Raw genomic sequence first — 8,623 nt, 5'->3', positions numbered from 1 at the left:
TCACCAACCAGCCGCAAATACCAATAGCTAACCCCAACTGAGTGACATTTACCCCAGCAACAAAAATCGCCCGCACCAGCAGCACTATCAAAGCATAAATAATTATAGCCGCAGTCAAACTAATACTTAAGCTGCGGCGTAGGCGTAGCCCGTCGTAGACATCGCGCCGATCTTCCTCGCTGATCGGATTAGGCTGTTGGGAATGATGATAAACAGTAATAATAGTTGTGCCGATCATTGCCAGATAAACAGCAATTAAGGGAAATCCTCTTAATTGCCAACCCCAATGCAGATAACTCAGCCCCAAAATATTTGCTAGAGGTAATTTGCTGGTATGTAAATTGGCAAAAATAGTCCGATTTTTGGAGAGTAAAACAGTTATAGCAGTAAGAGTCGGGCAGGCGATCGCAACGACAATCCAATCCACAGGATTTTGCCACAACCGAAAGCTATCCATTGCCCAAAAGTTCACTGGGATTAACAAAAGGGTGACAATCAGCAATGTCTGAGCCGTCAATCTGAGATTACTTTGCCTAATCGCCCAAAAGCTTAACCCCCAAAAACTCAAAGTATAAGCAAATAAAACTCCATACTGTCCAGAAGCAGGAAACCTCTCCCATTGACTCGCAGCCAGTACCCCAGAGGATACCACTACCAAGAATACCCCTAGAAAAAGCAGCCAGCGGACACTCAGTTCTGCCCCCAAGGACTGCAACATTGTGCTGATAAAGTTGGGTTTAACTGGTTTTTGTTGCGGTTGGCTACGGTTATTAGATTGTAAAGCTGCTACGGGCAACTGCCGCACCGGGTCAGAAGTTACAAATGCTACCTTTGTTTCCGCTTCCGGCTGGGGTTGCAACACCAATATACACACCAGAAACTCTTGGCATAGCTGCTTGACTTGGGTATCAGATATCAAACCTAAGCGCAGCCATATATCTAGTCCTTCTAATAACTGAGGATGGGAGGATGGCAGTCTGATTTCAAATTTTAGCGGGCGCTCAACGGGTGATGACATAAGCGGGAGCAGTATAACTATATACTTAAATCATGATTTAATTAAAGTATATTTCCGCTCTAGTTGTGCCACTTATGAGGCTAATTGATATTAATTTTTAACCTACGAGCGATATTCAAATGCCAACTGTCTGCTTTTAAGTTGCACCTTATTTAGAGGTAGGGGAAAAAAAGACCGCCCACAAGAAGGCGAGGAGTATGTCAAGTGGATTTTGTTATTTTCCAGAGAATGTCGTTTATTTGCTGTAACTTTGAGTTATAAATTTTCTCAATTCCAGCTTTTAAGAAGTTAGATGGATTAAACAAGAATATGTCAGTAAAACCATTAGTAATCTCTGGTAAATGATTTTTAGTGACGATTTGAAATTGCACTTTTGGCTCAAGTAAGTGAGCAAGTATTTGGATTGGAATTATGTCAGCGTCACTAATTAAAAGTGGTTTATTAGCTTGACTAATAATATTAGCAGTTTGAGGATATTCGTGGTTTCTTTCCGGTAATTTGTTCCACCACATCTGGGCTTGAGAACTGATTGTACAAGATATGACTCCGCTGATAATTACTATAGACGCTACCAATGACCAGAGCTTTTTTCGCCAAATTTTAGGAGAATTAGACGTGATTTTAGTGGTAAATAGGTAAGCAACAGCTAACTCTATACCTAAAACTGAGGGAAGTGTATATCGAGTAGTAGCGTATCGTTTTTGAAAGACGAAATCCATTATTAGTAGGGGAACCCCTACAGACCCAATTAAGGTTAAGACAAATAACCAAACTTCTTTAGTGCTTCTTCGACAAATAACATAAATTGAGTAGATAATTAGAGTTAAAATAATTAAAATAAAAGGAATTAAGGCAATCTTAAGTTTTCCTGGGTCGCTAGGGCTAATACCTAAATCGAGAAACGTCCGACTAAAGATACCAGCCCACCTGATAGCTGACGGAAAGAATGTTTGTTTAGTACTTGCCCAACTTACTGATGCTGGCTGAGGATGGGTAATAATAATCCAAATCCAAGGTACGAAAGTCAGAACTCCCGCAAGCAATGAAAGCAGGTAAGATATTAAGGTTTTACTGAATCGGAAGCGTTCGATTACAATTACATAGATTCCCTGTGCCAGAGCAACAAGAAAAAGAAATAAATGGCTATAAAACCCTAGTGACAATGTTGCTGCATAAATGCACCAACTAACTTTTGTTTTAAGGCGCATGGCTCGCAGTAGTGCTGCACTCGACATTAAGACGGCTACTATTGCTAAACTGTAGGCTCGTGCTTCTTGTGCATACAAAACGTGAACAGGTGAAACGGCCACCAACGCCATGGCCATCCACGCTACTAATGAAGACTCAAATAATTCTCGACATAGCCAATAAATACAAGGAAAGGTGAGCAAACTAATGACTGCTGAAAAACTTCTTGTCACTGCTACAGAATTGCCAAACAACTCTATCCAAAACCGAGTCAGCAAAAGGTATAGCGGCAAAATCTGTGAGTCTTCTAAAATAACTCCTTTAATTGTATCAACTGCATTTCTTTCAGGATTGGGATACTGGTATTTCTGCAAATCTTTCATGGTGAGCAAACGACCATTACTTAACTGCTCTCTCGTTTCTGACGCCAGATAGCCAGATATGCGTATTGATGAGTAAACTTCATCACCCCAATAAATTTTTTTGTCAAGATTTACAAATCGAAAAAATACACCTATTACTAATAGGATGATGATTAAAAAACGTAACCAAGATTTAGAAATAAGCCAGTTCTGTGATAATTGCTTTTTCATCCAGTTTTCAATCTCCTCAAAGTCTTAATAAACGGTGGTAAAATTTATTGTCAGAATCGGTTATTAGCATACATTTTGGTTCTAATGTTACTCTAAGACGTATTGCAAACCGCTACAAATATTTTATGCTGGTCAATTCCCAAATTCAGTTTCTGATTAAACCAGAAAGTACAAATTGTATATGTTATCACCCACTGTGATAAATATGAATTATGATAATAAAATATTTTTAACCACATTTGTAACAGGCAATTCAGAAGTTTTTAATAGCTCATTGGTAATAGCAAAGTAAATTAGAATCTCTGAAAAGCTGTTTTCAAAGTCTTCTTGTTGGTATCAACAAGTGCTTAAAATTACAGAAAAACACTTTCAAAATATCCTTTGAATATAGTAAAAGACATAAATTAGGATTTATATAATTTACAAATTAAACATAAGGGAGTTTTGATTGATTATTACTATATAAATTTTCCTAAGTTGAATTTGAATAATTACTTGGAATTTAAACCATAAGATTCCGTTATAAAAATAATAGCAAAAGTTAATAATATTTTATTGGTATTTTTCTAACTATTTGTGTTTAACATAATGATCCAATTTAGCAAGTAAACATCTGAATTTTATCTCCAAAATTAATATTTAATCATCAGCAAATCGTCTATAAATATTTAAGCTAAAAGTATCCTAAGTTTACAAAGTCTCAAAAATTTTCCAGCTTTTGGCAATAAGATACCATAATAAATGCAATTGTTTATCTGTAATTGCATAGTATAAATTAATCTAAATATTAAATATTTTTGTGAAAAATAAAAAGATTTGGTAAGTTTATATGAAAACACGATAAATACGCCTTCGAGTAGGATTGAAACCAAAGGTACGTTAACATTTCTTTAAACCCCAACCTTGCAACAGCGGAAGATCCTGAGTCTGGTATATCGAGTAGACTTGCGCTAGCGATCGCTCCGTAGCGCGGATATTTATTATTCATGCCTTACCTGGCTGATTCGCCCCTACGATAGTATTGCTCCTATAGTTGCGATCGCGCCTATCAACCAGGAAAAGAAAATTTTTGTTGCGGGGAAATTTTCCCCCCGCCCCTTCACCCCTTTGCTAAGAGCAGCCTAACTCAGCACTACTGAAACAGTCAGGGCCACCAGTTCAAGCCTATTTTGCCAGCTTCTCTACTTATTACCATCTTCCAGTAATAGAATTAAGGACGAAGCCAAAGCCTTCAACTATCAAAAGATAGAAGTTCTAGTTGCAGATTTTACCAAATGTGAGTAAATCGAAAATCTGTATCCAAAATAGGCTTGTAGCATATAAAACGCTTGTAAGATTTTTATGACTTCCCGTATTCGCTTTTTGATGTGCCCTCCTGATCACTATGATGTGGACTATGTGATAAATCCCTGGATGGAAGGGAATATTCACAAATCATCGCGCGATCGCGCCGTGGAACAGTGGCAGGGATTACACCAGATTCTCAAACAACACGCCATTGTAGACTTAGTACCACCTGAAAAAGGTTGGCCTGATTTGGTTTTTACCGCCAATGCTGGCTTAGTACTTGGGGATAACGTCGTCCTCAGTCGCTTTTTGCACAAAGAACGTCAGGGAGAGGAGCCTTTCTTCAAACAATGGTTTGAGGGAAATGGTTATACAGTCAATGAACTTCCCAAAGATTTGCCTTTTGAGGGAGCAGGAGACGCACTGCTGGATCGGGAAGGCCGCTGGTTATGGGCGGGATACGGTTTCCGCTCGGAATTAGATTCTCACCCTTATCTAGCGAAATGGCTGGATATTGAGGTGCTTTCCCTGCGACTCATAGATGAACGTTTCTATCACCTGGATACCTGTTTTTGTCCCCTAGCAAATGGCTATTTGCTATATTATCCAGGTGCTTTTGATTCTTACTCCAACCGCTTAATCGAAATGCGAGTCGCACCAGAAAAGCGAATCGCAATTGAAGAGGCTGATGCAGTCAACTTCGCTTGTAATGCGGTGAATGTGGATAGCATCGTCATCATGAACAAGACGAGTGATGCTTTGAAAACCCGCCTTGCGGATGCAGGTTTCCAAGTGCTGGAAACGCCACTTACGGAATTTCTCAAAGCTGGTGGCGCGGCTAAATGCTTAACTCTGCGGGTGACAGAACCAGTAAGAGACGAAATTCATGCCAATGTCTCGGTAGAAAGCCGCGTCATTCGCATGGAAGGACACTTGCTCGACGCAGGCTTAATTAACCGCGCTTTGGATTTGATTATAGATGCCGGGGGAAGCTTCAAAGTCCTGAATTTCAACTTGGGAGAACAACGACAAAGTACCTCAGCCGCTGATGTGAGGGTATCAGCACCATCCCATGAGGTGATGGAAGAAATCATCTCAATGTTGATTGATTTGGGTGCAGTAGATTTACCGCATGATGAGCGAGACGCCAAACTGGAGCCTGTAATCCAAGATGGTGTAGCGCCTGATGATTTCTACGTCAGTACAATTTATCCCACCGAAGTCAGGATTAATGGACAGTGGGTGAAGGTGGAAAATCAACGGATGGATGGCGCGATCGCAATTACCGAAACTGCTAATGGCTTAGTTGCTCGGTGTAAAATACTCCGCGATTTAAAAGTTGGCGAACAGGTAATTGTAGACGTGCTAGGTATCCGCACCATCCGCAAAACGGAATCGCGGGAACTACGCAGCACTCAAGAATTCAGCTTTATGTCGGCGGGAGTTTCCAGCGAACGGCGCGTGGAATTGGTCGTTGAGCAAGTGGCTTGGGAATTGCGGAAAATCCGCGATGCTGGTGGTAAAGTTGTGGTCACGGCTGGGCCCGTGGTGATTCACACTGGTGGCGGTGAACACCTAGCGCAACTGATTCGGGAAGGATACGTGCAAGCGCTGTTGGCTGGTAATGCGATCGCAGTTCACGACATCGAGCAAAATATCATGGGCACTTCCTTGGGTGTGGACATGAAGCGAGGTGTCGCCGTGCATGGTGGACACCGCCATCACCTGAAGGTAATTAATAGTATCCGCCGTTATGGCAGTATTCCCAAAGCTGTGGAAGCGGGGGCAATTAAAAGTGGCGTGATGTATGAGTGTGTCCACAATAATGTGCCTTTTGTGCTTGCTGGATCGATTCGGGATGACGGGCCTTTGCCTGATACCGAAATGAATTTGATTAAAGCACAGGAGGAATATGCCAAACACCTAGAAGGTACGGAGATGATTTTGATGCTGTCATCAATGCTGCACTCGATTGGGGTGGGGAATATGACTCCGGCGGGGGTAAAGATGGTGTGTGTGGATATTAATCCAGCTGTGGTGACTAAGTTAAGCGATCGCGGTTCTGTGGAATCGGTGGGTGTGGTGACGGATGTGGGATTGTTCCTTAGTCTATTGATTCAACAGTTGGATAAGTTGACAAGTCCCTATGTTAATAAGATAGGTTAAGGAGACGAACCGCAAAGAACGCGAAGGACGCGAAGAAAGGGAATGACAAGAGTAGCTTTTAGTGAAGAGTTGCAAGTTAATTGGGTCAGTTTGATTGCTGATTTTATGCTGGCGGGGATGGTTTTTGGCCCGCCAGTGGCTCCCTTTCTGGCTGCGTCTGGGGTGTGGTTACTTGGAGAGATTGCGGACATCATTTATTTCATGGGTAATCATGTATGTCCGCAACCAGCTATGGGGTTAGATTTGGCACCACCGTTTATTATGGCTGTGTGTATGCGCTGCTACGGCACTGTAACGGGTTTGCTGATTACTCGTCTGCTGTATGGGGTAACTGGTGGTCAAGGTTTTTACTGGTTGAGTCAGTATGGCTTAAGTGGTGCGGCGAGCGCAAGTGTGCTGATGATGGCTTATCCTTTGGAATTGGCAGCACAGATTTTCGGTTTTTGGAGTTTTAATAACTATCTGGTTACGCCTTTTGGATTGATTACGGGTTTGGCGTGGGGATTGTTTACTATGCCTATTTTGCACGGGTGGCGGGGTGCTAAAACCAGCTTAACCCAATTGTAGATTTTATATCACAACTTGTAGAGGGGATTAATTTTTGCAGGTCGATGCAATCGCATTGTCAGTCGAAACAATGGCATTGTCAGTCGATACAATTGCATTGCAAGTCAAAACAATCGTATTGTCAGTCAAAACAATTGCATTGCAAGTCGAAACAATTGCATTGTTAGTCGAAACAATTGCATTACAAGTCAAAACAATCGTATTGTCAGTCAAAACAATCGCATTGTCAGTCGATACAATTGCATTGCAGCAGGTTGCATTTAGATAGCACGGCGATGCAAATACAAAAATGCAAGTTGAAAAACTTCCATTGTTATCCCAGCTATTAAACTCTGGTCTAATTTGAATGCGATGTCTACGACGGGCTATTTGGCGTCGCACCATTCGACTAACAGCCTTGGTCAAACTCAAAGTCACTAATCAGCGATCGCTAGTATTTACAATATTAGAACGCCAATTCAGTAATCAACTCGTCGAACTCACGTTAATATGAATATCGTCATTATTGGTGCGGGCCCGGCTGGCTTATTCTTAGCCCATCGATTACTTGCCCTTAGCCAAAACCATACAATACAACTATATGACTCTAACCAAAATCCTACTGATTTAGAATATGCAGACAGTCGAGGGTTCAGCTTGGGATTAGGCACAAAAGTACAGCAATGGTTGAACAGTATTGAAGGGTTACAAGAGAAGAGGAGCAACGCGAAAAAGTGGGAGCAGACGGGATTCACTCGACCATCCGAAATGCCTTAATGCTTTCAAAACCAGACGAAATCGATTTTCAACAGCTGCAACGACCACATGTGTGGAAAGTACTGCAACTATCGATGCCGCCAGAACTACAACAATCTCCACCTCGCATCATTCGACTTCAAGAGCGAAACACTCAATTTGGGCTTGTTTTTGGTGGCTGCTTACCGCGAAAAGATGGCGATTTGACTGCACTGATTTTCTGGCAACCAGTAGGCAGTAACGATCGGATTAATCCTTATGGAATTACAAGCCCAGAGGAATTACAGCAGTTATTGCAGGAGATGTTGCCAAAAAACTTCCCTGCACTCAAACTTAATAGAGATCAAGCTGCGGCATTCCTGGCAGCCCAGCCAGGGCATGAATAACTGGAGTCAATGTCGCTACTATCATGACTTGCAAGGTCAGGTAGTATTGATTGGGGACGCTGCACACTCTATGTTCAGCTTTTTGGGACAAGGTTGCACCGCAGCGATTAAAGATGCAGTTGTCCTTGACTCATTGCTTAGGCAGCACGACGATCAATTGTCGCTTGTGTTACCTCAGTTTTCTGCTCAACAAGTCGAAGAAGGTCATGCTGCTTCTGACCTTGGACTGATTGCATTAATCTTTTACCACCGTTGGCTGGGACTTCTCTACAAAGTCACCACGTTGCTATGGGTTGTTGTACTCAGACAACCAATCATCTTTGCTCGGCTCAATCAAGTGGATGCTAACTATGTGCAAGTACTCCACGAGAATAGATTTTGGATCTGGCTTGCTAAGAAAGTGCTTTCAAATCCACCCAAAGTGGCAAAACAAAGTTGTTCCAAGCAATTGTCAGTGGATCGATAATATTGCGGTGACTGTAACCATAATTGGGTTGAGGAACGTAGACCCAAAGGGGCTTCCCGCAGGGGAACCCAACATTAACAAGAAGTAAATATTGGGTTGAACGCTAGTGAAACCCCAACCTACATTGACAGATTTTATTATAAGTAATCACCCGAACTTGATATAAACCGCGTCCACCTTGAAAACTGTAGTTCTTTCCGTATGAAAAGAAAAAACC

8 protein-coding genes and 1 pseudogene are annotated in these 8,623 nt (G+C 41.8%); 7 read left to right on the top strand and 2 right to left on the bottom strand.

The window, feature by feature from the left end; translation table 11 throughout:
* Positions 1-1,018: pseudogene (locus Q0541_RS09310) on the bottom strand (DUF2157 domain-containing protein); the annotation flags it as partial.
* Between the two features lie 200 nt (positions 1,019-1,218).
* Positions 1,219-2,799, bottom strand: coding sequence for a glycosyltransferase family 39 protein (locus Q0541_RS09305; RefSeq protein ID WP_298908664.1), 1,581 nt, complete (start codon positions 2,797-2,799; stop codon positions 1,219-1,221).
* A gap of 1,341 nt (positions 2,800-4,140) precedes the next feature.
* Between Q0541_RS09305 and Q0541_RS09300 the strand changes: the two genes are divergently transcribed.
* The 7 genes from Q0541_RS09300 (at position 4,141) to Q0541_RS09270 (ending at position 8,406) form a co-directional block, all read left to right on the top strand.
* Positions 4,141-6,252 (top strand): TIGR00300 family protein, encoded by a 2,112-nt coding sequence (locus Q0541_RS09300; RefSeq protein WP_298908661.1) that lies wholly within the window; start codon positions 4,141-4,143, stop codon positions 6,250-6,252.
* Positions 6,253-6,294: 42 nt separating this feature from the next.
* Positions 6,295-6,819: a DUF2085 domain-containing protein gene (locus tag Q0541_RS09295; RefSeq protein WP_298908658.1), complete on the top strand. Its 525-nt coding sequence runs from the start codon at positions 6,295-6,297 to the stop codon at positions 6,817-6,819.
* Between the two features lie 34 nt (positions 6,820-6,853).
* A complete protein-coding gene (locus Q0541_RS09290; protein WP_298908656.1) occupies positions 6,854-7,087 on the top strand; it encodes a hypothetical protein in 234 nt (77 codons plus the stop codon).
* A gap of 78 nt (positions 7,088-7,165) precedes the next feature.
* Complete coding sequence (locus Q0541_RS09285; RefSeq protein WP_298908653.1) at positions 7,166-7,312, top strand: hypothetical protein; 147 nt, start codon at positions 7,166-7,168, stop codon at positions 7,310-7,312.
* The gene (locus Q0541_RS09280; protein ID WP_298908651.1) at positions 7,309-7,575 is read left to right on the top strand and encodes an NAD(P)-binding protein; all 267 of its coding nucleotides are present in this window, start codon (positions 7,309-7,311) and stop codon (positions 7,573-7,575) included. Before Q0541_RS09285 ends, Q0541_RS09280 begins: the two co-directional genes overlap by 4 nt.
* Positions 7,575-7,940 (top strand): hypothetical protein, encoded by a 366-nt coding sequence (locus Q0541_RS09275; protein WP_298908650.1) that lies wholly within the window; start codon positions 7,575-7,577, stop codon positions 7,938-7,940. Before Q0541_RS09280 ends, Q0541_RS09275 begins: the two co-directional genes overlap by 1 nt.
* Positions 7,933-8,406, top strand: coding sequence for an FAD-dependent monooxygenase (locus Q0541_RS09270; RefSeq protein WP_298908647.1), 474 nt, complete (start codon positions 7,933-7,935; stop codon positions 8,404-8,406). The genes Q0541_RS09275 and Q0541_RS09270 overlap by 8 nt, the downstream gene beginning before the upstream one ends.
* Positions 8,407-8,623: the final 217 nt, after the last annotated feature.

This window comes from uncultured Nostoc sp., assembly GCF_937863485.1.
Taxonomy (GTDB): Bacteria; Cyanobacteriota; Cyanobacteriia; order Cyanobacteriales; family Nostocaceae; genus Nostoc.
The sequence above is the reverse complement of the archived record's forward strand: the minus strand, read 5'-3'. Positions and strand labels throughout refer to the sequence as shown.

What these genes read in the sequence shown, in the direction of transcription:
- Q0541_RS09295 (WP_298908658.1), top strand. Translation starts at nt 6,295, where the DNA reads ATGACAAGAGTAGCTTTTAGTGAAGAGTTGCAAGTTAATTGGGTCAGT.
- Q0541_RS09275 (WP_298908650.1), top strand. Translation starts at nt 7,575, where the DNA reads ATGCTTTCAAAACCAGACGAAATCGATTTTCAACAGCTGCAACGACCA.
- Q0541_RS09280 (WP_298908651.1), top strand. Translation starts at nt 7,309, where the DNA reads ATGAATATCGTCATTATTGGTGCGGGCCCGGCTGGCTTATTCTTAGCC.
- Q0541_RS09300 (WP_298908661.1), top strand. Translation starts at nt 4,141, where the DNA reads ATGACTTCCCGTATTCGCTTTTTGATGTGCCCTCCTGATCACTATGAT.
- Q0541_RS09305 (WP_298908664.1), bottom strand. Translation starts at nt 2,799, where the DNA reads ATGAAAAAGCAATTATCACAGAACTGGCTTATTTCTAAATCTTGGTTA.
- Q0541_RS09270 (WP_298908647.1), top strand. Translation starts at nt 7,933, where the DNA reads ATGAATAACTGGAGTCAATGTCGCTACTATCATGACTTGCAAGGTCAG.
- Q0541_RS09285 (WP_298908653.1), top strand. Translation starts at nt 7,166, where the DNA reads ATGCGATGTCTACGACGGGCTATTTGGCGTCGCACCATTCGACTAACA.